Genomic DNA, 24,353 nt, shown 5'->3' with positions numbered 1-24,353 from the left:
ATCAAGCAGTTACTCAGTTGGGGTGGCGTAAGCACCAATGCCCTGTAAATACATTTTGGTTTGGCATGGAAAGTTGGTGAAAATACCATCCACCCCGAAATCTAGCATCATATCTATGTCTTGTTGTTTATCGACCGTATAAGCAAATACCTTTAGTCCGCGAGATTTTGCGTCTAGTACATATTCATGATTAATAAAGTTTTTGTCCATATGGATGCTGTAGGCATGGAGCGATTCGGCAAATTGAGCATAATGAACTGGAATAGAAGCCGTTAACGCGCCAATTCTCACCCAAGGTAACTTTTGCTTCAGCCACAATAGTTGGTGATGGTCAAAAGAAGAGATGAGTAACTGCTCTCTTGTGATCATCCCCTGTTGAATATGGTCTTCTATATAGGTCACAAACTTATCTAAGCCAAAAGTGTGTTTTAGCTCTAAATTGATATCTGTCTGCTTACCTATGGTGGCAAACACCTGTTGTAGCGTTGGAATTGACTGCCCTTTACCGGCATCAAGTGTGGCCAAGTAGGCTTGAGTTTGCTCATTGACTCTGCCCACGCCATTGGTCGTTCTGTCCAGCCAAGTGTCATGGATAATGGCGTAATCATCCGCGCAACTTTGCACATCCAACTCAATACCATCAACGCCAATATGCAGAGCTGCTTCTATTGCAGCAAGTGTATTTTCTGGATAGCTGCCACTGGCTCCACGATGCGCTAAGACTTGAATCATGCTTTTTTCCTTGTAATAGACCAAGTTTCAAAACAGGCTGCACTAACTACCAACAACCCGCCTAGTAATGTTGTAAGTGTCAACGTCTCGTGTAACAGAATATAAGCTAATAGTGTTCCATACAATGGCTGTAAACAAGAAATTAATCCTGCAGTGGTGGCAGATAAATAACGTAGACTGGAGGCAAACAAGGCGTGTGGAATTGCCGTAAATATTGCTCCTGCAAGTAAGATTAACCAGAGGTTTTCTGTGGAAACTTGCTGAATTGGCACTTCCACAAATGCTAACAGCATGAGGCATGCAACAAGCGTTTGGTAAAGCATTGTGTGTGGGCCGCTATAGTGAGAAAAGAAGCGCTTTTGGAGCAAGTTTCGCAGCGCAAAGAGTGCGCCCGAGAATACGCCCGTAATAATCCCCAAGGTAACTTGGTTGCCAAGGTTCGCTTCTGGTACTAACAGATAGATACCAAATAACACTGCACTCGCACTGATAAAGTCCTTTATTTGCACGCGGCTGCGAGTGAAGAGCGGCTCTAAAAAAACGGTGATCACTGGGTAGGTGAAAAAGGCAATGATCCCAACCGCAATACCCGCCATTTGCATGCCTGCAAAGTAAGTCACCCAATGGAGCCCAACGATGACACCAAGAACTAAAGCCGTTAGATAATCTTTTTTGTGTATTAATTTTATCGGTTGCCGTTGTATTTTGAGTAACAGTAGCAGCACAACAAAGGCTACGGCGGTACGGTAAACGGTGATATCCAGTGCTGAGAGTGAAATTAATTTTGAAAATAATGCTGTTCCACCAAATAATAAAACGGCACTATGGAGCGAGAGCAAAGCGGATTGTTGTGGGCGCATATTGAATATTAGAACTGTTTTTTAGCAGTCTATCATTTAATCGCTTTGAGATGACAAGATTGTTGACACTTGTCACTCAACATTCTGCGCTTAAACGTAAATAATAATAAAAAGAGTGAATCAGAGAAGCTTGTGTCCATAACCACAGAATTTACCCTAGTTGAGAAACGGCGCTCATTTTGGAATGCCGGACCCCTTATATTTTCAACCTTTTATTTTTTCCCATTGATATTTAATTGGGCGCAATTGAGCGCAGTTAATATTGCGTTGCAAGTTGTTGTGTACCTTAGTTTTGTCCTGCTCTATTGGCAGAGTATTACAAAAACGGGCAATGCGTTGGTGATGAATTTAGTGCTGATGGCAGGGCTTTGTGTTGCAGGTAGTTGGGTGACGACCGGGACGAGTTCATTATTTGGCTTTATTGCTTTTTTTTGCGGTTTTAATTTGCTCCCTCGCTATAAAGTCATTGCGATGTTTATCATTGTCGTTCTGGTGTTACTGACTGCCAAATATGTTGCCACACAGCAAACGGTTTACTTTTTGATGCCTGCCTTATGTGTGGCATGCGGACTCTTTATTTTTGGTTGGATGTCTCACCGAGAACGGGTTCACCGTGAGTTACAGCGTCAAAGCGAAGAGGAAATTAAACGTTTGGGGGCCGTCGCTGAGCGAGAGCGTATTGCGCGCGACCTACATGATTTACTCGGCCATTCGCTTAGCTCAATAGCGTTGAAAGCAGAGTTGGCGAGCAAATTTGCCGCTGCAAATGCACTAGAGCAAGCGCAATCAGAAGCGCAGCAGGTTGCAGACTTAGCGAGAGAAGCACTAAGCGAAGTGCGCCAAGCGGTCACCGGCTACCATCAGCTAGCGCTTGATGCTCAGCTGCACATTTTGGCATCGAGGCTAAAAGATAAGGGCATTGCAGTAACGCTTGAATTGCAGGCGGTCACTTTAGATAAAGTAAGCGAAGCCTGCTTGTGCTTTTTTGCTAAAGAAGTATGCACTAATATTATTCGCCACAGCGACGCCGATAAGGTTAGTTTCACACTAAGGCAAACTGATAGTAATGTCTTTGTGGAAATTAAAGATAATGGCTCTATAAAGTCCATAAAAGAAGGGAATGGCTTAGTGGGTATTCGTACCCGATTGAAAGAATGCGGTGGTCAGTTATTGTATAGCACGGAACAAGGCGGATATTTTAAGGCGGTAATAGGGGATAACGTATGATCAGAGTGTTTATTGTTGAAGATCAAGCATTAGTTAGGGGAGCAATAGCAGCATTACTAAATCTAGATAGAGACATTGAAGTGGTAGGTGAAGCTGAGAATGGTGAAATTGCAAAAGCAGAATTAGCTAAGTTAACGCCTGATATCGTGCTAACGGATATTGAAATGCCACAAGTTACTGGTCTTGAGCTTGCTCAGCACTTACAACAAAAAATGCCAGACACAAAAGTGGTTATCATGACGACCTTTTCTAAGGCGGGCTATATTCGTCGTGCGATCGCCTTAGGAGTAAATGGCTTTGTATTAAAAGAAGCCCCAAGTGAGTACTTGCTATCAACGCTGAAAAAGGTAATGAAAGGACAAAAGGTCATCGACCCTGAGCTTGCTTTATATGCGCTTGAAGACGCAGACCCACTTACTGATAAAGAGCGTAAGGCGCTACGTTTGGCGAGCGAAGGGTTGAAAACAGCCGAAATTGCAGGGCGGCTATTTTTGAGTGAGGGTACGGTAAGGAACTATTTATCCGACGCCATCGCGAAATTACATGCGACAAATCGAGTAGATGCAGCTAGGATTGCTAAGCAAAAAGGATGGCTGTAACCAACTGTAATAGCTTATATTTACTTAGTACTTCAAAATGATCGGACGCAGTAATATACTGCGCTATTCCAAAAGTAATGATAATGTATTATTTTGAGTGTGATGATGGATCCAAAAGTGCTTATTCAAGTTACCGCAATAACGACTGTGATTTGCTCAGTCTTTATGGCAGTGAATTGGTGTATTAATAAAGCTCTTCCCGGTACGCGAGATTGGCTTATTTTCATTGTGCTCACTGCAATTGGCTGTGGTTTATTAGCTGCATATTCACTTCCCATTACGGTCTCTATTTTTATTCCAAACCTTACCATTGCATTTGGGCTTTTTTATCTGGCTCGTGGTGTTGACGCGTTTTTTAGTGTGAAAAGCAGTTATATGCCCTGGTATATACTAGCCACACTAGGCATTCCAAGTTTTACTTACTTTTTGTACGTAGATTTTAATTTTATAGCTCGCGTTGCGATTAACTATTTAGTTTGGGCGATGGCGATGATTTACTGTCTACGGGCATTAAATAAAGGCCAAAAATTATTATCGAAGGAATTTAATGTGGCACATTGGGCGTTTGGCCTATCGTGCTTGAGCTTACTGGCGGTATTTACTTTTAGAGTGGTCATGCTTGGTGGCTATTCAGTGACAGATAGTCTTGTTTCAGCAAATTGGGTTAACCAGTTCTTTGCTGTTACTGTTAGTACGATGCCACTGCTGCTGTGTTTCTCTTTATGCTTACTATGTAGTGGTCGACGTGAAAAAGAACTATACCTATTAAAAACTGCTGCTGAGCACTCAGCACAAGTCAAGGGACAATTTTTAACGTTATTAAGTCACGAATTAAGAACACCACTAAATGCCATTGTGGGTCATGCTGAATCGCTGAAAAAAGTACCGCGAGAGCCAAATCGTCATGCTGAATTATGCGATGTTATCGTCCATGCTGCGATGTCGATGTCAGATTTAGCTAATCAGGTATTGCTGCAAGCAAAAGGGGAGTATGCTGCGCAAAATCGCGTACCTGTTTCGCTTTATAGTCTCTCGCAAGAGTTAATCCGCCTCTTACAGCCGCTGGCGTTGGCTAAAGGATTGAACTTAAGGGTGGAGGTTAAAGGTCTGTATCCGCAAGATGTACATGTTATTGAGCAAGATACACTGTCTTTAGTACTCAGAAATCTGCTTTCGAACGCGATTAAGTATACAGATAAAGGTGTCATTACACTGATCCTAGAAGGAACAAGTCGTGATGAGGATAAGCAAACAATTCGCTTTGCTATCAAAGATACAGGTAAAGGGCTGACTGAAGGACAAATGGAAAAGATCTTCGAACCTTTTGTGACGTTAAACAATGAGCAATCCATCTCGCAAAGTGCTGGGTTTGGGTTGGCATTATGCAAGCAGCTATTGCAAGGGCTAGATTCTGAACTTAACGTCGACAGCAAGCTTGGTACCGGCACTGTGTTTAGCTTTGAGCTAGATTGTCAGTGTAGTGATTCACCGTTACAGAGCACAGAGTTTAATACAGAGAAGCTGGCGCTCAATGTGCTTGTTGTTGAAGATAACGCCATGAATATTGATGTGATCAGTACCTATTTAAACGATATGGTGAGTGAGTTCTCTATTGCTAAGTGCTTAGCAGAAGCCGAAGTTGCGCTATTAGAACATAATTTCGATATTGTTCTGCTGGATATGCGCTTACCTGATGGTAATGGCCTTGAGTGGTTTAAAGAGGGATTCAACGAAATTGGTTTTACCTCAAGCGTAAAGGTTGTAGCGTTAACGGGTGATGGCGATCCTGAATTGAAAAGACGATGCCTCCGGGCTGGCATGCAGGACTGCTTAACTAAGCCGGTCTTGCCGAGCCGTTTATATGCATCACTTGAATGTGCGACTGTAAAAACAACATCGCGTTTAGAATGTAAAACGTTAATTGATCAGTCAAGATTTATGGACCTTGCGAACCGGGAAAGCTCAGGTGTGTTGGCAACGAAGTTAATGTATTTAGCAGACAGGTTTGAATATGAGATTGCGCAAATTAAAGGACTCACAGAGTTAAATGTAACTGATTTAGCCGTTGATAAACTAGCCTACATTGAAAACGAAGCGCTGGAGCTTGGCATGGTGAATTTTGCAGAGCTTGTTCAAGCAGCAACAGTACAGCTGAGTTACTCTGAAGAGCAAGTCGATTGGGACGCACTTGCGCTGCTTGCTAGACGCTCGGTTGAGCGTTTATTAGAGCTTCACGCTCAAATTTCAACATTGGAGTCAGTATCAAATCCAGTGGTTAATCTATCTGCATAAAAAGATTCATCGATCTTGGCCTAGGTCATTAGGCTATTTTGGGTTAAAATAACAGCATAGCTTATTTAACAAGACAGTAATGCCAAAACAGGATCCCTATCTCGATAGAGAACAGCAAAAATACGACAATCCAGTACCTAGTCGCGAATTTATCTTAGAACACATTAAAAGCGCGGCCAAACCACCTTCTTTCTCTCAATTGTGTAACGATTTAAAAGTGCAAGACGAAGAACGTCAAATTGCGCTTAAACGCCGTTTGCGCGCAATGGAGCGAGACGGTCAACTGCACTTCAATAAATTTAAGTGTTACACCATTCCAAGTGATGATGGTCTAGTCAAAGGCCGCGTTGTTGGACATCGTGACGGCTTTGGCTTTTTAGAAGTCGAAGGCGAACCCAAAGATTGGTTTATCACTAAGTATCAAATGGAGCGTGTGCTGCATGGCGATTGGGTGTTAGCGAAGGCTGGCAGTCGAGGCTCAGGTGGTAAGGTGGAAGCGCGCATTGTACGGGTACTTGAAAAAGAGCGTGCGCCAGTCGTCGGTCGTTATTTTGTTGAGTTTGGCATGGCAGTTGTGGTGCCAGAAGATCCTCGCATTACTCAAGATATCATCATCGTACCTGGCCAAGAAAATGGTGCTCGTCATAATCAAATGGTGCAGGTAGAGATCACTCAAAGCCCTAGCAAACAAATGAATGCAATGGGTAAAGTACTTGAGGTGCTTGGCGATCATATGGCACCGGGTATGGAAATTGAGGTGGCACTTCGCAATCATGACATTCCTCATGAGTGGCCAAGTGAGGTAGAAGCACAAGTTGCAAACCTTGGTGAGTTTGTTGAAGAGTCTGCCAAACAAGGCCGCGTTGACCTGCGTGATTTACCGTTAGTGACCATAGATGGTGAAGACGCCCGTGACTTTGATGACGCCGTGTATTGTGAGCGTAAAAAGTCAGGTGGTTGGCGTTTATGGGTTGCTATTGCGGATGTGTCTCATTATGTAGGCAAAGGCACTGCGCTTGACAAAGAAGCGATTGAACGTGGTAACTCGGTGTACTTCCCTGAGCAAGTTGTGCCAATGCTGCCTAAAGTGCTATCGAACGGTTTATGCTCATTGAATCCTAAGGTAGATCGCTTGTGTATGGTTGCGGAAATGACCGTGTCCGAAGCGGGTCGTTTGTCTGGCTACCGTTTTTACGAAGCCGTGATGAACTCTCACGCTCGTCTTACTTACACCAAAGTCCATGCGATTTTACAAGGTGACGAAAAGCTCAGAGCCGATTATCAGCCTCTTGTGCCTCATCTTAGTGAGCTCCATAACATGTATATGGCGCTGAAGGCTGCAAGGCAGGAGCGTGGCGCGATTGAGTTTGAAACTTTAGAAACGCGCTTTGTATTTAATGCCCATCGGAAGATTGACTCTATTGTGCCTGTGGTTCGTAACGACGCTCACAAGCTGATTGAAGAGTGTATGATCTTGGCGAACGTGTCAGCAGCAAAATTATTGGAAAAACACGAAGCCCATAGCTTGTACCGTGTTCATGATGAGCCAGATCCTGAAAGGTTGAGCCAATTTAGACAATTCTTGCAAGACTTGGGTATCGAAAGCCAACTGCCCAATGACCCTTCGCCTGAGGAGTTGACGCAAGCGATCGAGTCACTGGGTGACCGCCCTGAAAAAGAATTGATCCAAACCATGCTACTGCGCTCAATGAAGCAAGCGGTATATCAGCCAGAAAATATTGGCCACTTTGGTTTGGCCTTAAAAGCGTATGCACACTTTACCTCACCAATTCGCCGCTATCCGGATCTGGTGGTACACCGTGCTGTCAAAGGTATTTTGCAACAACAGCAACAGCCAGTGAATGGCGCTTACATCTACAATGAAGATGAAGTGAAACAACTGGGTGAGCAGTGCTCAATGACAGAGCGCCGCGCTGATGACGCCACTCGTGAAGTTGCTGATTGGCTTAAATGTGAATTTATGCAAGATCATGTTGGCGATGAATTTACCGGTGTGATCTCATCGGTCACCAACTTTGGATTATTTGTGAGGTTGGACGACCTGCAGATTGACGGGATGATCCATGTTAGCAATTTAGGGCATGAGTACTTCCACTTTGATGGTGCAAAGCAATGTTTGATTGGCGAGCATAGTCGTACGGTGTTTAGACTCGGCGATAAACTTACCGTTGTGGTTGCTTCAGTTAGCTTGGACGATCGCCGCATCAACTTAGCTTTGGCTGAAGAAGGTCTTTCAGATCGCTATTCAAGGCGTCGAAAATCGCCGAAAAGCACAGCAAGTAGTGTTCGTGAGCAGCTAAAAACGGGTAAAATCCCAGGAGCTAAGCGCCGTGACGGTGAAACGTCTGGTCGCGATAAAGATAATAAAGGCGATGACAAAGCCAAAAAGCGCAAAAGAACGACCCCTAAAGGGGAGCTCAAACAGGCGAAAAAGGCAGGCACGCTGAAGTCGAAGAAGAAATCGGCGAGTAAAAAAGCCAAAGCGGCAAAGGGCAAAGCAAAACGCCCAGGTAAAAATGAAAGAAATCGCAGCAAAAAAGCGCAATAGATTATAAAGCGGGAGCTTTAACGTGAGTAACGAATTAATTTTTGGCTTTCATTCAATCGAAGCCATTTTGAATAACGCGCCGGAGCGCTTTTTAGAAATTTATGCACTAAAGGGACGTGAAGATAAGCGTTTGAATCAAGTCGTAAACGATGCCCGAAAGTTTGGTATTTCAGTGCAGTTTATGCAGCGTAAAGCGCTTGATAACAAAGCGAATGGTGAGCAACATCAGGGCATTATTGCCAATGTTAAAGCGGCGCGCGCATACAATGAAAAAGATCTTGATGAGATCATTCAAAGAGAAACCACACCATTTTTCTTGGTACTTGATGGGGTAACGGATCCTCATAACTTAGGTGCATGTCTGCGCAGTGCTGATGCAGCAGGTGTACATGGTGTGATCGTACCAAAGGATAAGTCTGCAAAGCTGAATGGCACTGCAAGAAAAGTAGCGTGTGGCGCTGCAGAAACGGTTCCGCTTATCCAAGTAACCAACCTTGCTCGCACATTGCGTGATATTAAAGAAGCCGGCGTGTGGGTTGTGGGTACGGCAGGTGAAACCGATACAGCTGTTTTTGATGCAAACCTGACTGGGCCTATGGCCATTGTAATGGGCGCTGAAGGTGATGGCATGCGCCGTTTAACTCGAGAGCATTGCGATGAACTGGTTAAGATCCCGATGGTAGGTAGCGTGTCTAGCTTAAATGTATCGGTTGCGACCGGTGTATGTCTATTTGAAGTGTTAAGACAGCGCTCAGCACTTTAATCACTTAATAAGCGCCGGCTTTCACGGCGCATCTTCAAAAGCTTTAAGAGATCGCAAGGTAAACTTGCTCCTACTCAGCTCTACTTTTGGCAGGAGCCAATTTAATCGGCGAGCTTTCTTTGGTAGGAGTCGATTTACTCGGCGAGCTTTTAATAATCCGCAAGGTAAACTTGCTCCTACTCAGCTCTACGTTTGGTAGGAGCCGATTTATTCGGCGAGCTTTTAAGTCCGTAAGGTAAACTTGCTCTTACTCAGGTCTACCTTTGGTAGGAGCTGATTTTCGCGGCGCATCTTCAGCAGCTTTAAGAGCTCGCAAGGTAAACTTGCTCCTACTCAGGTTTACCTTTGGTAGGAGTCGATTGTCTCGGCGAGCTTTCTTTGGTAGGAGCCGATTTTCACGGCGAGCTTTTTAAACCCCGAAAGGTCGCCTTACCCCCACACAATTGTACAGGGCATTACCCCATTAAAATCGCTTGCAACTCTCTAAGAGACTCTACGGTATAGGTTGGCTTGATATGCTCGGGGCAGACTTTGCCATCATGCTTTAACCAACAGCTATCAATCCCAAAGCGGTTTGCGCCTAAAATGTCACTCGCTGGCGTGTCGCCAACCATTAATACTTTGGATTTATCGGGATTCCCCAACAGCGCTAACGTATGCGCAAAAATACTCGGATCTGGCTTGGCTTTACCCACCAACTCAGAGATCACCACTTCAGAAAAACGATCCACAAGGCCGGTATGTTCCAATCTTTTTTGCTGAAGCGCGGCAAATCCGTTGGTAATAATAGCCAAAGTACATTGGCCTTTCAGGCTGTCGAGTAATGCTTTTGCACCCGGTAGCGGTTGGCAAATTTCTGCCATCGCTGCCAAGAATCCCGCATTGAGCGATTCAGGCGCAACATTAAGTTTTTCAGCCCAGCGGCTAAAACGCGTTACCTGAAGTGTTTTTGCGTCAATTTCACCATTTTGATACTGCACCCAAAGTGGCGCATTCAAGCTGTTATATTCTTCGTAGTCCTCGTCAGTGAACACAACGTCATATTGAGTAAACAGCGTTTGTAATCCAAGTTTGGCATTAAAGCTAAATAAGGTTTCATCCGCATCAAATAAAATATGTGTATAGTTCGGCATTATAAATACATCTCTGGGTGATTAAAGGGTGCCATCGCGAGTAATAAGGCTTGCGTGTAGCTACTTTCTCTGGTGGCAAGATGGTTGGTTAATAAACCGATCGCACCGCCTTGCTGCTTGATATTGGTGGTGTTGAACAGGTCGTCCATTACATGTCCTAGCTCTTCACCTTGTTCAAGACGTGTGTACACCGACGCCGGAAGAGGCAAATTACAACTACGGCCGACACTCCTACGACGGTTATCCGCAATGACGACATAAGCAAAAGTAGCTGCACCATATTCAAATTTGGCAGCGCCTCCTTCCATGGCACAATAAAAATCCGCTTGATGATGTTGCTGTAAGTAAGTAACACGATTCTCTGCGCCTTCGCGGGTGGCTTGTTCACCTAAAGGCTGATCCGCAACGAGACTCGGCGCTGAGATACCCTGACAGTCAATTTTTGCATTGGGAAAGTACTGCGCAAAGATGGTTTTTGCAGCATTGATTTTTACTGGGTTTTTAGACCCCACTAAAATGGTAAGCACGTCCATATAACAACTACTCGTGATGCCCTAAAAGGCGTCAGTGTAAAGTGTGATATGGAGCGATGCAAGGAAGCTATTATTCCTTATCAAAACATAAGCTGGGTTAAATCGGTAAATCGACTGGTGCCATATTCTCAAGGGCGCGTTTCTTTATTAATAATTCTTTGATAAGTGGAGTCAGCACCAACTCCATTGCCAATCCCATTTTTCCGCCCGGCACAACTAACGTGTTTACACGAGACATAAAGCTGCCCTCAATCATTTGTAAGTAGTAAGGGAAGTTAACATCTTCGATGCCACGAAAGCGAATAACCACAAAGCTTTCGTCTAATGATGGTATGTCTTTAGCACTGAATGGGTTAGAAGTATCTACGGTGGGCACGCGTTGAAAGTTAATGTGCGTGCGAGAAAACTGCGGGGTGATGTGATTAATGTAGTCATCCATTGAGCGCACAATTGACGTCATGACCGCTTCTTTGGAGTGGCCGCGCTCATTGGTATCGCGAATGAGCTTTTGGATCCATTCAAGGTTGATGATAGGCACCATGCCAATCAATAAATCAACATTGCTGGCCACATCATATTCGGGGGTCACGACACCGCCGTGCAGCCCCTCATAAAACAGCATATCGGTGTTTTGTTCTAGCTCTTGATAAGGAGTAAAAGTGCCCGGTAGCTGATTAAATGGTACGGCATCGTCAAACGTATGAAGGTAGCGACGGACTTTGCCATTGCCGGTTTCGCCATAGCTTTTGAACAGACTTTCTAATGCGCCGAAGTCATTGGCTTCTTCACCAAAGTAGCTAATGTGCTTACCTTCTTGCAGCGCTTCGCGACGCAATTTATCCATTTCAGGGCGAGTGTAGCGATGAAAGCTATCGCCTTCGACATAGGCGGCTTTGGTATTAAGACTGCGGAATATGTGTTTTATCGCGCTTGTCGTTGTTGTAGTGCCTGCGCCTGAACTACCAGTAATGGCGATAATAGGGTGTTTGTCTGACATAAATCTGCCTTAGCTTTCATCATCCGTTAATTCGATGTTACGCGAAGCAAAGTTTTTGGCAAGCTTTGCTTGAGGGCGAGTGTTGGGTATCATAGCGGGGTGATATAACTACAATGAAAAATCAAAGGAACGTCCATGCCCATTTCAATGCGTGTGAAGCTCGCAGTTTGTCTATTCGCTTTCGCGTCCTGTTTACCGGCTTATTCAGCCATGCCCAAAAGCCAAATTTGGCTAGCTGAATTAGGTGAACATTTTAGTGCTAAACCAATTACCGAAAACACCGCGTATTTTAATCAGCCGCTAGTGACTGATTCTGGGGTTTACTACACCGCGGAAGTTAGCGCTGATGGCAATAGTCAAACGGATCTGTTTTTTTACGATTTTCAAAGCCAAAACACAACCAACCTCACGCAATCCCCTGTCTCCGAATATTCGCCCACATTACACCCGAATGGGAAAGGGTTAACGACGATTGTGGTTGAGGGATCCGGTAAGCAAAAACTGTGGTTTTATCCGTTTGATCAGGCTACAAAACCAAGTCGTGTTTTTGAGCATATTGAACCTGTTGGATATCATGCTTGGGGGAGCAACCAAGATCTGATTATGTTTATTTTAGGTGCGACTGAAAGTGCTCCGCATACCTTACAATACACAGATATTAACGGTCATTTACCACAAATACTTGCCGAAGATATTGGTCGAACTTTGTCTTACAACCGTGCGCGTGACGTATTTGCTTTTACTTATCAAGTCAATGGCTTGATGTGGTTCGCAACCTACCACAGAGAGAGCGATCATATTCAGCGATTTTTTGCTCTTCCCAGTCAAGTGCAAGATTATACCTGGTTGGATGATAATAAAGTGGCGTATGCACTAGATAATAAAATTTATTACCGAGATTTAAATGCGCCTAAAAAAGTCCACTTATTAAGAAACTTAAGAAGTTACTGTCAGACTTCAATTTCTCGCTTGAGCTTTTTTGATAACAAGCTGGCATTTGTATGCCACAGCGAAGACTGATAGCGATACATTAAATTGCATGTTAAACGCAATACATAGATAACAACCGTAGGAATAGATATGACGATTCTCGTAACAGGTGGCGCAGGCTATATTGGCTCTCACACTGTATTAGAGCTGCTACAGCAAGGCAAAAAGGTAGTGGTCGTAGATAATCTAAGCAATTCTCAGCAGACTTCATTAAATAGAGTCGCTGAGATAGTAGGAAAGGAAGCTGCATTCCATCAAGGTGATATTCTTGATAAGGCATTTCTTGATAGTGTATTTGCGCAATATGATATTGATGAAGTGATCCACTTTGCAGGTTTAAAAGCCGTAGGAGAGTCGGTTCAAAAGCCAATCGAGTATTATCAAAACAACGTCCAAGGTACGTTAACGCTCCTTGATGCAATGCGTGACGCTAATGTATTTAAGCTTGTTTTTAGCTCGTCAGCGACGGTATATGGAGATCCTGCCAGCCTTCCTATTCGTGAAGATTTCCCAGTTGGTGGCACAACCAATCCTTATGGTACGTCAAAGTTGATGGTTGAAATGGTATTACAGGATGTCGCTAAATCAGACCCGCGCTGGGCCTTTGCTATTTTGCGTTACTTTAATCCAGTGGGCGCACACGAGTCGGGACTAATTGGTGAAGACCCCAATGGTATTCCCAATAACTTATTGCCCTACATCTCACAGGTTGCTGTTGGTAAGCTGGCGAGTTTAGGCGTATTTGGTAACGACTATGACACCAAAGACGGTACGGGCGTGAGAGATTACATTCATGTGGTTGATCTAGCTATTGGCCATTTAAAAGCGCTTGAGAAAATCGCAGTAGCAGCAGGCACACATATCTATAACTTAGGTACCGGCAATGGCTACTCGGTACTTGAGATGGTTACCGCGTTTGAAAAGGCTGCAGGCAAAGCTATACCCTATGATATTAAGCCGCGTCGCGATGGTGATATTGCCGCCTGTTATGCTGCGCCTGAAAAAGCCAAATCCGAATTAGGCTGGCATGCAGAGCGTGGATTGGATGCCATGATGCAAGATACATGGCGCTGGCAAAGCAATAATCCAAACGGTTATAAATATTAACTAACTTCTTATCCTGAGTTCAGGTTAAATAACCTAAACTCGGGATAACAACCAGAGCCTCTGTTGCTTCTCTTCGCCTTTGCCATTTAGGGTAAAGGCGAGGTTTCACTGAACTTCATTACTACATCAATTTTAGTTTCATAAAACTGTCATGCCGTTGTCACCTAAACTCGGTTAAATAATCTGGTATAGACCAGTTTAGAGGCAAGTTATGAACAACGATTATTTACTCCTGACGCCAGGCCCACTTAGTACCTCTCACACCGTGAAAGAAGCCATGTTGAAAGACTGGTGCACTTGGGATGATGAATATAACCAAGGTGTGGTGCAAGTTATTCGCAAGCAGCTTTGTGAAATTGCGGTTGCAGATCCGCAGTATCGCAGTGACTACAGCGCAACCTTAATGCAGGGCAGTGGTACAGCAAGTGTAGAGGCGGCTATTGGGACTTTTACTCCTAAGTCTGGCACTTTACTGGTTATCAATAACGGTGCTTATGGTGCGCGTATTATTGAGATAGCCAATTATCTAAATATTAATGTGATAGCGCTCAACTTTGTTGAAACCGAATTGCCGCAACTTGAGCAGATCTCACAAGCGCTTGAGCAACACCCTGAGATCACCCACGTAGCAATGGTACACTGCGAAACTACAACGGGGATGCTGAACCCGGCTAAGCGCGTAGCGGAGCTTGCGAAACATCACAATAAAGTAATGATCCTTGATGCCATGAGCAGTTTTGGCGGCATTGAGATGGATATGCATGAGTGGCAAATTGATATCCTCATTAGCTCAGCAAATAAGTGTATTCAAGGTGTTCCTGGTTTTGGCTTTGTGATCGCAAAAACGGCGCTGCTGGTTGCCTCTGAAGGACAAGCACGTTCACTCTCGCTGGATCTTCACGCCCAGTGGAAAACCATGGAAAGTCATCATGGTAAATGGCGTTTTACCTCGCCAACGCATGTTGTCAGAGCTTTTGCCAAGGCACTGGAAGAATTGGCGCAAGAGGGAGGCGTTTCTGCGCGATTTAAGCGTTACAGCGAAAATCAAAAACAACTCGTTAGCGGCATGAAAGCTCTTGGTTTTGAAGCCTTGTTACCAGAAGCCATGCACTCACCTATTATCACTTCTTTTTATTCACCAAGTGACGAAAGCTATGAGTTTAAGCGCTTTTATGAAGCATTGAAGCAAAAAGGGTATGTGATTTACCCCGGCAAAGTATCAAATGCAGATTGCTTTCGAATTGGTAATATTGGCGAAGTGTATGCCGCAGATATTAGCGGACTACTCGAAGCTATCGCACAAGCAAAATACTGGTAAACCGTCAGAGTAGGAGCCGCTTTACGCGGCGATGGGTATTGCTGAAGCAAAGTATTGATAAACCGTTAGAGTGGGAGGCGCTTTACGCGGCGATTGCTATTACTGAAGCAATATACTGGTAAACCGTTATGGTGGGAGCCGCTTTACGCGGCGATTGCTATTACTGAAGCAATATACTGGTAAACCGTTAGGGTAGGAGACGCTTTACGCGGCGATGGGTTAAGGGGGTTACACCCCTTTAGTGTCACCTTTCCATAAAATAAGGCATGCATAATTGGCGTCTTCAGCACTCATTAAAGCCGGAGGCTAACTAAGAAAAATCACGTTATACCAAATCACAGATCATCGCTGTACTAACAGAAGCTGGAAAGTCTCTGGTGTATGTAATAAACACTGCGTAAGCAATGATACGTATTCCAATATAAATTAAACATTAGGGTATTGAGTTATCCATATATCATCGCACCCACGCTGTCTATATATTTCAACAGTTTTCCTGATCAACATATCAGCAATTGATGCCAGTGCATCTGACCCCCCAGAAATAGCATCCCTCTCATAAACATATCTACTATCCACAAAAACTTTGCGGTATTTTGTAAGCACATCTCTAGTAAAGTCACTTTCAAACAAGAGCTTGATATCTGTTGGTAGTGAATCATAGAGGCTCAATAAATCATGTTTGTCTTTACCTTTTAGGATGCCATCAGTTTTTAATTTATATTTTTCGTTTATTTGCCCTTCATTACCGGATACTTCAGCATGAAAGCTTTTAAACAATATTTCTAACGATAGTGCTGCGTGAACAATTGAAACAGTTATATTGTGTTGCCACATCAATTTGGACGATAAGAGGTATGCATAGGACGTTTCTATCATGTGAGGAGCCATGATCCATTCATGCACTTTTTTCATTAGCTAATTCCGTATTTCCAATTTTGTCTTCTATTGAGGGTTATTCGCAACTGACTTTATCAATCAAACCCCCACATTTAAACATCATTGCGGCGAAAGTGTAACTGTGTTATTCGACTTAGATCTAGGCCTTTAAGTCGCTCATTAAAATTAGCCATCTTGATGTTCCTTGCAGTTGTCAAATGTCGGAGTACCAAATTTAAACTTAGCGCTATTTCTAAAATAGGACAGTCGCAGGTAATGGAAAAGTTGTCGTGCTAGAGCACGATCTACGGGGACGGGGGTTACACGCCTTCAACAATCATTTCTATGGCGTCATGGAGCCAATATTCAATATTGTAATCCACCAATGCTTGCTCGGCGTCATAGCGGGCGCGCAGTACCTTTAAGCAAGGAGCGCCGTTGTTCTTTTCTAGTTTGTCGGCAACATCATCGGGTAGTACGGTAACGCTTATTACACAATGTTCAAAGCTGACGTCAACTTGGTAGTGAGTCGACATCACTTCTGTGATTGAGCCATCCAGCGGTTGGTTGTGTAAGTCGGCAAAACGTTCGGCTGCACAATAGATCTGTTCCATCATCATTGCGCGACCATCTAACGCACGTACTCGAGTTAATTCATACACCGGTTGGCCGTTAAAATGAGAGTGGCTAAACTCAGGCTCTGTGGAAGGGGCATTAATTGCCACTACTTGAGTTGTTGGTGTAAAGCCTTGTTCAATGGCAAGGTGGTTAAAGTTCACTTTTTTAGCTGGATGCCATTTGAGTTTTTCCGGTGTGACAAACCAGCCGCGACGCTTTTGGCTAAAGATAAGTCCTTCGGCTTCTAGTCGTGCTAGGGCTTCACGGACAGTGATCCGTGTTGAGCTAAATGTTTCTTGCAGCGCACGCTCTGAAGGCAACTTGGCACCGGGCGTCATGCTGCCAGCGGCTAGCAGCGCTTGGATATGGTTTCGAATACGTTGATAAAGCAGCATAATTGAGTCGATAAAACCTTTTGTGACAAGCTTACTATCGTTTTATGACAGGATAAATATTTATAATTTGAGACTTGTAAACTCAGATTAGTCTAACTCGCCAAATAGGCTTCTATTTGGCTAAACCAATAACGACTAGGCAAAACGGCTAAACTCGGATCTTTTCCTAAATCATCAAAACGACGCAGCGCGATAATGGCGTCCAATTCAGGCAGCTTGGAGAATGCCGCAAGTTCTTCGCTGCTCATCTTTCCGCCTTGTCTTGTTAGTGTTAATTGGCTGGCTGGAGAGAGCGTTTGGTAATACTCCTCATCAATACTGACCAGATAGCGTTTCGCATCTACGTGTTTGCGCACTAGCATTGTCACTGCTTGGTCAAAGCCAAGCTGAGTTAAGTGATCCGCCCCTAAATCGCCATGATTGCTATACCCTTGTGGGGTAAAGTCTGGGTTATGCTGAGACTGGGCAACAAAATGGCCAATATCATGTAAAAATGCAGCGATTTGGGTCGCTTGATCATAACCATTTTCTTTCGCGAGGGTGGCGCATTGCTCGGCATGGTAAATTTGGCTACATGCCTCGTCATAGGTCGCGTGACCATATTGCTCGAATAGCTGTTTTATTTGTGTAATGGCATTCACTTTATATACTCCTGCTTTACGTTCGGATCTAATTTTGCTGCGCTGCCACTAAGCTTGCTTAGCCAAACATCGAGTTTATGCGGTGGCGTGTTGTTATCCTCAGCGCTTTCTTTACGGCGAATGGCATTTCTCACCATTAAGGCCCCCGCGGTGCGAAATGGCTCGACGGGAAACTGTTTAAGCGTTTGGTTGACCAAAGCGCAGTGACGCCAGTCGTTATGTTGATTAAGCAGTAGACTCGCTAAGATTTGTCCACCTAAATAGGATTGCACCACGCCATTGCCTGAGTAACCGCTGCCATAAAACACATTAGCTTGACCATTTAAATGACCAAAGAAAGGCATGCCAGAGACACTTCGGTCTGAGGGGCCGGTCCAAGTTCTTTCAATCTCGAGTTGGTGATGTGCAAAGAAATGGCTAAATGAGCGTTCAAGAATCGTTTGATAACGGCTAGCACGGTGAAAGGTATCTCTCACTTGGTTATTGAAACTAAAATAATTTCCGCCTTTGCCAAGCATTAATCGACCGCTTGAGGTGGTGCGGTAGTAATTCACAAAAATGCGTGCATCAATCACCGGAGCACCGTGGTTCAGCCCCATTGCCGCAAGCTTTTCAGGTGCTGGTGTGGTGATCGCCATATCGCTCGAAACCAACACTACGCTCCGAGAAAACTGCGGCAATAAGCTTGGCAGCCAAGCGTTAACGGCAAATACTAGCTGATTGGCTCTGATCTCGCCTTTGTCTGTGGTGATGGTTAGCGTGTCTTGGCCTTGGTGCTTTAGGTAGCGGGTGTGTTCAAATACTTTGACCCCAAGGATTTTTGCCACCTTCATCAGTCCACGCACAAGCTTGGCGGGTTGAACACTACCGGCATGGGGGGAGTAAATTCCAGCAAGGTTGGCATTAGAGCCGGTTGCTTGTAACTGCGCTTTAGTTAGTGTTTGCCACGCATTAAGCTGGTGTTGCTCGAGTAGGGTGGTAATGGGACCAAAGGCATCACGTTGGCTGAGATTTGAAGCCGTATAGTAAGTACCATCAACGCGGCAGTCACATTCAATCCCGTGTTTATTGGTAAAGGCTTTAATGTCATGAACGGCCTGCTCAGACTGACGCACTAAAAAGCAGGCTTGTTCTAAACCAAACTCTTTAATTAAGCTGGCAAATTTAGTCGACCATGTCAGCATAGCTCCGCCATTACGACCCGAAGCACCTTGTCCACAGAGATCCTTTTCAATAATGGCGATATTCAGCTCAGGTTTTTGCTTTTTCAGTGTTATGGCTGTCCAAAGGCCAGTAAAGCCGCCACCTATGATACAAACTTGGGTATCCAACGCGCCGTGGGGTGGCGCGCTTGCTGCGGCTTCAATATCGGCTTGAGTGATTGCTTCATCAAACCAAAAAGGCTGAAAAAGCATTACGGGCGCTCTCCACGTGCAATTCGAGCAGAAATATCCACCAAAACCATTTCGATGTCGACTAGTGAATCAATCACATAGTGCGCACCGGCTTCGCCAAGCTGCTGATAAGCGCTCAGTGAGCATGCACTTTGCTCTTCGTGACCGAGCGCAGTCCATTCTTCTTCGCTAAGCCCCACCGCATTACCCGTTAAAGCAAGTCCAACGGTCCACATGCCGGCATTTAATCCCTCGCTTATTCCCGGCGCGGAGTCATCGACTTTTACGCACCCAGACACGCGATTAATGCCAAGTCGTTGTACGTTTTCTAACGCCATCCAAGGGCCTGGGCGAGAGCCAGCTGCACATTCATCACTGGCAACCACACAATCTGGCTGATAACCATAGTCGGCAGCGGCAGGCACTAGTACGTCCATCACGGGCTTGGGATACCCAGAACAGCTACCAATCTTAACGCCTTGTTGTTGCAAACGTTTGATCACCGCAAGCACGCCCGGAATGGGGGCAGCTCGGTCGGCGACTTTTGCTTGTTGAAGTGGCATAAAGGTTTGATAAATATGGTCAACATCTGCCGTACTCGGTGGCTGACCAAATTGCGTTATCCAGCGGGTGCGGACGCTGTCCATTTGTAGCAAGGTATTAATGTGATCCCATTTGCCCATTCCCATCGGGCCGCGCGCTTCAGCCAAGGAAATATCAAATTGATATGCTTGCTTAAATGCTTCAACAAAAATGCTGGTGGGGGCAATCGAACCATAGTCGACCACAGTACCAGCCCAATCCAAAATTAATGCTTCAATGTGTTTCATGTTGCTAAGACTCCTAGCTAGGAAATATGTGATGAAAGTGCCGTGGCGCGTAGTTGCGTTGACGCCTTACGTGGTCGCTTTAATTTCACGGCAAAATAAATAATTGAACTCACTACGAGGGCGCTTGCGATAAACGCCACCCAATAGCAAGCCATGGTAAAAAAGTGCAGCCAACTGAGCTCAGGTGTGGCAAAAGTTTTATAGAGCAAAATGCCCACTGAGCCGATGTAGCCCGCCGAATCCGCCAGATAAATCAAAAACCCGGCGTTCGCAGTCGAGCCAACTGCTGAGATCATGCGGTCAAACAAAAAGCAGTTATAGGGGATATAACTGATATAAAGACCAGCTCCCAGCAGTACCATCCACGTTTTAGGATCGAGACTTTGGGCTTGGTATAAATACGTACTACCAGCCAGCAGTAAAGCCCCGAGTAAGACAAAGCCATGGTTGGCAAAAAATGCGATACGGTTATTTTTAATTAACACCAATGCGGCAAGCGCAATGAGTACGATAAAGGCGATGCGGATCCCGGCATAAGCAAAAATCGCGGGTTCTTGCCCATACCCTAAGGCCTGCCAGATCTCGGCTGAGAAGTTATCTCTAAAGTCACGAAAGCCGGTAAAGAGTAAAAAGCTAAGCACCAGCACGGTTATTCCAAACCAATACTGTTTAAAAAACGCCAGCCGTGCTTTGCCATCCATTGGTGCGCGCTTTTGTCGTAATTGTTCATCTTCTTGTGTCGGTTCAGGAATGCTATTGAGACAAGCAACGCTAAGTACAAGCAGCGGCAGAAAAATCGCTCCAGTTGCCGCTGGCATCCATAGTTCAGGCACATTGAGTTCACTCACCAGCCATTTGCCCACAGTTCTGACCAATCCTGAGGCTAAAATAAAAGTAACGCTGAGTACCGCACCTAAGATTTCGGTGGTTTTGCGACCTTCTAAAAAGCTAAAAACCAAACCCCAGATCATGCCAAGGGAGAGGCCATTGGCAAACAGCCAAACCAGATTCCAGCCCGTAGGAGTGATGGCAAATAGCACCAGTGCGAGCTCGGCGGCTAAAATCATGGCCAAAATCGCACGGCCGCGATAATGATGCTGCATTTCAGCAATCACTTTAACGCCGATAAATTTCGCGCATAGGTAGCCAAACACTTGCGAAAGGATCAGGGCAATTTTAAAGCTAACAACCCAGCTCGGGTCATCAAAGGCTTCATAGGTATTGACCGAAAATGGCTTACGAAAGGCGTACATACAAAAGTAAGTCATAAACGCACTGGTCGCGGCAAATAGCACAAAGCCGATACCTTGGGCGTCTTTTAGCCAGCGCGGGCGGGTGTTAAATAGCGAGATCTGCAACATCATAGGATCCTCGGTAATTCGAGGGCAATCCTTTGTGGATTGCCCGTCAACCGGTGTATACCAATCGGCTTAATCAAGTAAATTGGTACTAAAATTGGTAGTTAATGCCGACCATGCCGCGGATACCATAGTATTCCACCTGTAATGGACGACCTTGCTCACCTTGGTAGTACTGCAATGCTTCATTGGTGAGGTTACTTAGCTCTAGGTAAACTAACGTTTGTTCGTTAAGCTGGTATGACGTTGTAAAGTCGACGCTGGTATTGGCGCCATAGTAGCTATCCGATTGGCTATCGCCGCCGTGCTCTTCGATATAAGCACCTTTATGATTCAGCGCTATTCGAGCTGCAAAACGGGTGTCGTCGTAATACAGCGTAAAGTTGTAAAGCTCATTGGCCTGACGTGGAATCGCCACTTTTTCTGTGCGCTCTGGAATTTGCATTTCAGAATCCATAAAGGTTGCATTGGTCATTACCCCAAAGTTGCTCAAACTGTCAGAAATAAAACCAAGGTCGCGGTTAAATGCCAGCTCAATGCCCGCAAGCCAAGCGCTATTGCCGTTTTCAGGACGGATGATGGTCACGCCTTGCTTGTTGTTGTAATTGCCAACGCTGGTGGCTTGGAAGATTGGGTCTTGGATATCTTTGTAGAATACCCCCGCAGAGACCAAACCAACGCGGTCAAAATAATGTTCCACCATCAAGTCGAGATTATTTGAGTACGTAGGGTCGAGCGCTGGATTTCCTGAGTTAAGCTGATTGTCTTGCTCAAGGTAAGTTGCCCCTGGTGTTAATGAGCCAAAGTCAGGGCGGGCAAAGGTGCGAGTTAGTGCAAGGCGATAATTGGTATCGTCATTGGCGCGATAGGTAACATGTAGTGCGGGTAATATTGACCAATAATCATTGCTGTTGGTGGTATCAACAACTTTGTCTTCGTCGGCTAAATAAGTGTAACCAGACACTTCGGTATCGGTGCGGGTAACGCGTAAGCCGCCTAATACTTCCCAGTTGTCGTTAGCTTGGTAAGTTGCCATACCGTAGAGCGAAGTGTGGGTTTCTTCAACATCAAAGTTTCTGCCCAGTGCTCCACCGTTGCTGATGAGTGCTGATTCACCCGCATCTAGCTTGAACTTATTGCGATTTAGCGTCCAAAACTGAGCAAGAGCATCGGTGGAAGCCACCTGCGACAACTGCGTGCGATAATCAAACTTGGCTTCGCTTAAGTAATCGCTGCGACCGGGTTGATCGCTTAAGGCAAAGTCTGCAAGCGTTGGCGCTGCGCCATATTGTTCGCTGTCCCACGCGTAAAATTCATCGGCAAAGTCAGCTTTACGGACTTTATCGCGGTATTTTGCCCCAAATTTAACGGCTAGCTGGTTATTGTATTGCCAGTCAAAGTCGGCATTGGCTACCAGTCTGTCTTTTTCGTTGACGTAGACCTTGTATAGCTCAACCCAAGACAAGCCCATTTTGCTTGGATCGAGTGTAAAGCCCGAGGGGAAGTGATTACTTATGGCGTTCCAAGGATCGCTGCCGCCGTCTACTTGGTTGTAGGCATAATTTTTACCGGTATCGCGGTCTTCAAGTCCAACATATCCCACATTTTTTTGATCAAAACGGGCGACAAAGTAGCTGTTGTCTTCACTGTTGGGTTTGTCGCCATAGCGGAACTCATTTTCGTAGGTCGCTAGTTGCCAAGAGAGCGTTTTATCAAAGCCAAAGTCATGTTCACCTGCAATTTCAAAGCCTTGCATTTCGGTGATGAGTTCGTTGCGAATATGCTGTAGCTCAGCACGGTCTTTATCAAAACGCAGCCTGTGCTTATAGTGAATTTCATCGTCAATCAGTGTGCCATATAGCGCGCTGGCGCTTAGCGTGCCGCTTTCAAGTTGATATTCCAGCGAGCCATTTAAGCCATAAGTTTCACGGGTTCCTGTATAATCACGCAGCTCTAAACGGTAAATGCCTAAGCCATCGTTACCCCGGCGCGGCTCATAGTTATCGGTTGCCCAATCACGCTGCCACGCTGTGGCGTTAATAATAAAACCCAGCTTGTCGTCGAGTAGACGATCGCCGTACACCACATTGGCAGAATAATTTGTACCATCGGCCAGTTCGTTTTGGCCCACAGCAAAGTTGGTTTTGAGGATAAAATCATCAGCGCCTTTTTTGGTCACGAAATTAACATTACCGCCAATCGCATCGCCTTCTATGTCGGGAGTGATAGCTTTAGACACTTCCACAAACTCAATCAATTCGCTTGGAAAAAAGTCGAACGCAGTGGCGCGGCTGGTGGTTTCTTCTTCTGCGGTTGGAAGACGGTTACCGTTGATGCTGGCCGAGCTCCATTGTGACGGTAAACCACGTACTGCAACAAAACGGCCTTCACCTTGGTCACGCTCTATCGACACACCTGGAATACGTTGCACCGCTTCTGCGGCATTTCTATCTGGTAACTTACCAATCCCATCGGCAGAAATGATACTTTTGATATTACTGGCATTTTTTTGGTTATTTGCTGCGGCCATTTCGCCACGGAAGATTTGCCCAACCGTGACCACTTCTTCCATCGTTTGTTGTTGGTTTAATAAGATTGGAGACAACGTAGTAACTTTACCATCAATCACCTCAACCTGAAGTTCAGTTTCCTGATAACCCATATATTTCACAACTAGGGTGTAGCGACCTGCTTCTAGTTTTGGCAGTTCAAAGCGACCACGATAATCAGATACAGTGGAAACATCTTGGCCCTTTACCGAGATAACAGCGCCAGACAGATTACTTTGTGGGTCTTTTACAACACCAACAAGTTTACCAGTCGCAGCGTATAAGCTGGGACTGGTGGCGAGTAACACGACAGCAGCGATTTGGGTTAGTTTTTTCATTGCTCTTTTCTCAAAAGTTTGGGTTAAATTTCTGGTCTAGTCCAGTTTGTTGCAGATAGAGTAATGACGGTTTTTTACATTCCGATGACACAAAGGTGAAAAATTAACTCGCGCCTACTGCTCTTTGTTGTTTGATTCGCTTTAAATGAGATAGGAGGGTGTGGTTACATGTTTGGCTTAACTGAATAAGATTTGTCATACTGGCTTTATCAGCAACAGGTTTTCAGTAAA

At 45.0% G+C, this 24,353-nt stretch carries 20 protein-coding genes; 8 read left to right on the top strand and 12 right to left on the bottom strand.

Translation table 11 applies throughout. The annotated features are described in order from the left end of the window. Nucleotides 1–9: 9 nt before the first annotated feature. Together DRB05_RS21950 and DRB05_RS21945 are read right to left on the bottom strand one after the other, a co-directional pair. Complete coding sequence (locus DRB05_RS21950; RefSeq protein WP_128728806.1) at nt 10–732, bottom strand: glycerophosphodiester phosphodiesterase family protein; 723 nt, start codon at nt 730–732, stop codon at nt 10–12. Further along, complete coding sequence (locus DRB05_RS21945) at nt 729–1,592, bottom strand: DMT family transporter (protein ID WP_128728805.1); 864 nt, start codon at nt 1,590–1,592, stop codon at nt 729–731. Before DRB05_RS21945 ends, DRB05_RS21950 begins: the two co-directional genes overlap by 4 nt. Before the next feature lie 132 nt (nt 1,593–1,724). Between DRB05_RS21945 and DRB05_RS21940 the strand changes: the two genes are divergently transcribed. From DRB05_RS21940 to rlmB, 5 genes are all read left to right on the top strand, one after another. Further along, a complete protein-coding gene (locus DRB05_RS21940) occupies nt 1,725–2,819 on the top strand; it encodes a sensor histidine kinase (RefSeq protein ID WP_240036287.1) in 1,095 nt (364 codons plus the stop codon). Next, nucleotides 2,816–3,418, top strand: coding sequence for a response regulator transcription factor (locus tag DRB05_RS21935; RefSeq protein ID WP_128728803.1), 603 nt, complete (start codon nt 2,816–2,818; stop codon nt 3,416–3,418). Before DRB05_RS21940 ends, DRB05_RS21935 begins: the two co-directional genes overlap by 4 nt. 102 nt (nt 3,419–3,520) lie before the next feature. Beyond that, on the top strand, nt 3,521–5,710 hold the full coding sequence (locus tag DRB05_RS21930) for an ATP-binding protein (protein WP_239965949.1): 2,190 nt from the start codon (nt 3,521–3,523) through the stop codon (nt 5,708–5,710). A 79-nt stretch (nt 5,711–5,789) separates the two neighbouring features. Further along, the gene (rnr, locus tag DRB05_RS21925) at nt 5,790–8,279 is read left to right on the top strand and encodes a ribonuclease R (RefSeq protein ID WP_128728802.1); all 2,490 of its coding nucleotides are present in this window, start codon (nt 5,790–5,792) and stop codon (nt 8,277–8,279) included. Nucleotides 8,280–8,301: 22 nt separating this feature from the next. Then, nucleotides 8,302–9,042 (top strand): 23S rRNA (guanosine(2251)-2'-O)-methyltransferase RlmB, encoded by a 741-nt coding sequence (gene rlmB / locus DRB05_RS21920; RefSeq protein ID WP_095729921.1) that lies wholly within the window; start codon nt 8,302–8,304, stop codon nt 9,040–9,042. 455 nt (nt 9,043–9,497) lie between these two features. Here the strand turns inward: rlmB and yjjG are convergent, their stop codons facing one another. The 3 genes from yjjG to DRB05_RS21905 all read right to left on the bottom strand — a co-directional run bounded on the left by yjjG (nt 9,498) and on the right by DRB05_RS21905 (nt 11,705). Further along, nucleotides 9,498–10,175 (bottom strand): pyrimidine 5'-nucleotidase, encoded by a 678-nt coding sequence (gene yjjG / locus DRB05_RS21915; RefSeq protein ID WP_128728801.1) that lies wholly within the window; start codon nt 10,173–10,175, stop codon nt 9,498–9,500. Further along, complete coding sequence (gene yjjX / locus DRB05_RS21910; RefSeq protein ID WP_128728800.1) at nt 10,175–10,708, bottom strand: inosine/xanthosine triphosphatase; 534 nt, start codon at nt 10,706–10,708, stop codon at nt 10,175–10,177. Before yjjX ends, yjjG begins: the two co-directional genes overlap by 1 nt. Before the next feature lie 97 nt (nt 10,709–10,805). Then, nucleotides 10,806–11,705, bottom strand: coding sequence for a phosphoribulokinase (locus DRB05_RS21905; RefSeq protein ID WP_128728799.1), 900 nt, complete (start codon nt 11,703–11,705; stop codon nt 10,806–10,808). A 135-nt stretch (nt 11,706–11,840) separates the two neighbouring features. On the opposite strand from DRB05_RS21905, the gene DRB05_RS21900 reads away from it, so the two are divergent. From DRB05_RS21900 to phnW, 3 genes are all read left to right on the top strand, one after another. Next, complete coding sequence (locus DRB05_RS21900) at nt 11,841–12,725, top strand: hypothetical protein (protein ID WP_128728798.1); 885 nt, start codon at nt 11,841–11,843, stop codon at nt 12,723–12,725. 60 nt (nt 12,726–12,785) lie between these two features. Then, nucleotides 12,786–13,802: a UDP-glucose 4-epimerase GalE gene (gene galE / locus DRB05_RS21895; RefSeq protein WP_128728797.1), complete on the top strand. Its 1,017-nt coding sequence runs from the start codon at nt 12,786–12,788 to the stop codon at nt 13,800–13,802. Between the two features lie 211 nt (nt 13,803–14,013). Then, nucleotides 14,014–15,120 carry a 2-aminoethylphosphonate--pyruvate transaminase gene (phnW, locus tag DRB05_RS21890; protein WP_128728796.1) on the top strand — a complete coding sequence of 369 codons (1,107 nt, stop codon included), beginning with the start codon at nt 14,014–14,016 and terminating at the stop codon, nt 15,118–15,120. A gap of 426 nt (nt 15,121–15,546) precedes the next feature. On the opposite strand, the gene DRB05_RS21885 is transcribed toward phnW, so the two are convergent. The 7 genes from DRB05_RS21885 to DRB05_RS21855 form a co-directional block, all read right to left on the bottom strand. After that, nucleotides 15,547–16,035, bottom strand: a complete 489-nt coding sequence (locus DRB05_RS21885) for a hypothetical protein (RefSeq protein ID WP_128728795.1) — start codon at nt 16,033–16,035, stop codon at nt 15,547–15,549. 284 nt (nt 16,036–16,319) lie between these two features. Then, nucleotides 16,320–17,012: a UTRA domain-containing protein gene (locus tag DRB05_RS21880; RefSeq protein ID WP_128728794.1), complete on the bottom strand. Its 693-nt coding sequence runs from the start codon at nt 17,010–17,012 to the stop codon at nt 16,320–16,322. A 92-nt stretch (nt 17,013–17,104) separates the two neighbouring features. Beyond that, the gene (locus DRB05_RS21875) at nt 17,105–17,653 is read right to left on the bottom strand and encodes an HD domain-containing protein (RefSeq protein WP_128728793.1); all 549 of its coding nucleotides are present in this window, start codon (nt 17,651–17,653) and stop codon (nt 17,105–17,107) included. After that, complete coding sequence (locus DRB05_RS21870; protein ID WP_128728792.1) at nt 17,650–19,068, bottom strand: FAD-dependent oxidoreductase; 1,419 nt, start codon at nt 19,066–19,068, stop codon at nt 17,650–17,652. The genes DRB05_RS21875 and DRB05_RS21870 overlap by 4 nt, the downstream gene beginning before the upstream one ends. Continuing rightward, nucleotides 19,068–19,877 carry a phosphonoacetaldehyde hydrolase gene (gene phnX / locus DRB05_RS21865; protein WP_128728791.1) on the bottom strand — a complete coding sequence of 270 codons (810 nt, stop codon included), beginning with the start codon at nt 19,875–19,877 and terminating at the stop codon, nt 19,068–19,070. The genes DRB05_RS21870 and phnX overlap by 1 nt, the downstream gene beginning before the upstream one ends. A gap of 17 nt (nt 19,878–19,894) precedes the next feature. After that, entirely contained in the window at nt 19,895–21,241 is a 1,347-nt protein-coding gene (locus DRB05_RS21860) for a DUF5690 family protein (protein ID WP_240036286.1), read from the bottom strand. Nucleotides 21,242–21,326: 85 nt separating this feature from the next. Further along, nucleotides 21,327–24,122 (bottom strand): TonB-dependent receptor, encoded by a 2,796-nt coding sequence (locus DRB05_RS21855; RefSeq protein ID WP_128728790.1) that lies wholly within the window; start codon nt 24,120–24,122, stop codon nt 21,327–21,329. Nucleotides 24,123–24,353 lie beyond the last annotated feature (231 nt).

The sequence above is a fragment of the Pseudoalteromonas sp. A757 genome, assembly GCF_004103285.1.
Taxonomy (GTDB): domain Bacteria; phylum Pseudomonadota; class Gammaproteobacteria; order Enterobacterales; family Alteromonadaceae; genus Pseudoalteromonas; species Pseudoalteromonas galatheae.
The sequence above is the reverse complement of the archived record's forward strand: the minus strand, read 5'-3'. Positions and strand labels throughout refer to the sequence as shown.